The sequence below is a fragment of the Enterobacter sp. CM29 genome (assembly GCF_013179605.1).
GTDB classification, from domain to species: domain Bacteria; phylum Pseudomonadota; class Gammaproteobacteria; order Enterobacterales; family Enterobacteriaceae; genus Enterobacter; species Enterobacter intestinihominis.
In genome coordinates this window covers 1-1,550 of the sequence record NZ_JABMCU010000345.1, presented here as the reverse complement: position 1 = coordinate 1,550, position 1,550 = coordinate 1, and the positions used below count along the sequence as shown (strand labels likewise).

The 1,550-nt window shown below is 54.8% G+C and carries 1 protein-coding gene; it reads right to left on the bottom strand.

Features of this window, described 5'->3' with window-relative positions; all coding sequences use genetic code 11:
• Positions 1-1,168 (bottom strand): bifunctional phosphoribosylaminoimidazolecarboxamide formyltransferase/IMP cyclohydrolase (gene purH, locus HP459_RS22870; RefSeq protein ID WP_171936915.1); only part of this gene is annotated, 1,168 nt, incomplete at its 3' end.
• Positions 1,169-1,550: the final 382 nt, after the last annotated feature.

The following is a 1,550-nucleotide window of genomic DNA, read 5'->3' as shown; positions in this document are numbered from 1 at the left end:
CCTGAACCAGCAGACCGCCGTTCACGCGCTTGAAGTCCAGGCCCGGCACGCGCTCTGCCCACTGGCCGCAAACCAGCACGCGCACGTTCTGTTTCGCCGCGGTGATTTTCAGCGCTTCTTCGGATGCGGATGGCGCGATGATCACTTCGACAAATTGACGGGAGATGATGGCCTGCGCGGTTTCCGCATCCAGCTCGCGGTTGAAGGCGATAATGCCGCCGAACGCGGAGGTCGGGTCGGTTTTGTAGGCGCGATCGTAGGCATCCATAATGGAGGTGCTTACTGCGACGCCGCATGGGTTGGCGTGTTTGACGATAACGCAGGCCGGCTCGCTGAACTCTTTCACGCATTCCAGCGCGGCGTCGGTATCGGCAATGTTGTTATAAGAGAGGGCTTTGCCCTGTACCTGCTGAGCAGTCGCAACAGAGGCTTCTTTCACCTCTTCTTCTATATAGAAGGCTGCCTGCTGGTGGCTGTTCTCGCCGTAGCGCATATCCTGCTTCTTAATGAAGTTCAGGTTCAGGGTGCGCGGGAAGCGACCAGATGGATCTTTGCTTTCACCGTGGTAGGCAGGAACCAGGCTACCGAAGTAGTTGGCGATCATGCTGTCGTACGCGGCGGTGTGTTCGAAGGCTTTGATGGCGAGGTCGAAACGCGTATCAAGCGTCAGGGACCCTTCGTTGGCGTCCATCTCATTAATAATGGCGCTGTAGTCGCTGCTCTTCACTACGATGGCCACATCTTTATGGTTCTTGGCTGCGGAGCGCACCATGGTCGGGCCGCCGATATCAATGTTCTCTACGGCATCTTCCAGAGAACAGCCTTCGCGGGCGACGGTCTGGGCGAAGGGATAGAGGTTAACGACAACCATGTCGATGGGGGCAATATTGTGCTGCTCCATAATGCCGTCGTCCTGACCGCGACGACCCAGAATGCCGCCGTGCACTTTCGGGTGCAGGGTTTTGACGCGTCCATCCATCATTTCCGGGAAACCGGTGTAGTCGGACACTTCGGTTACCGGCAGACCTTTCTCTGCTAACAGGCGAGCGGTACCGCCTGTAGAAAGCAGCTCCACACCGCGTGCGGAAAGTGCCTGAGCGAATTCGATGATACCGGCTTTATCAGAAACACTGAGCAGAGCGCGGCGGACTGGACGACGTTGTTGCATGGTAAATCCCCTGGATTTCACGATTACAGAGAGCGTTAGATGAATTTTCCAGCGAAAAACTCATCTAACACACCTGACGAGGCCTCCTTGTTAAGCGCGAGCATTTTAACGAAAACGTTTGCGCAACGCTCGCATATTTTCACTTTTTCGAAGCGCTGTGGATAACTCTGTGCGTAAAAGGGTATAAGGCGGGGTTTTGCTGGGGAATGCAGCAGTCAGTCATTTTTCTGTCATTTAGCGGTTGCGGCCTGCGGAGAACTCCCTATAATGCGCCTCCATCGACACGGCGGATGTGAATCACTTCACAGACAACCCGGTCGGTTGAAGAGAAAAAATCCTGAAATAACGGGTTGACTCTGAAAGAGGAAAGCGTAATATACGC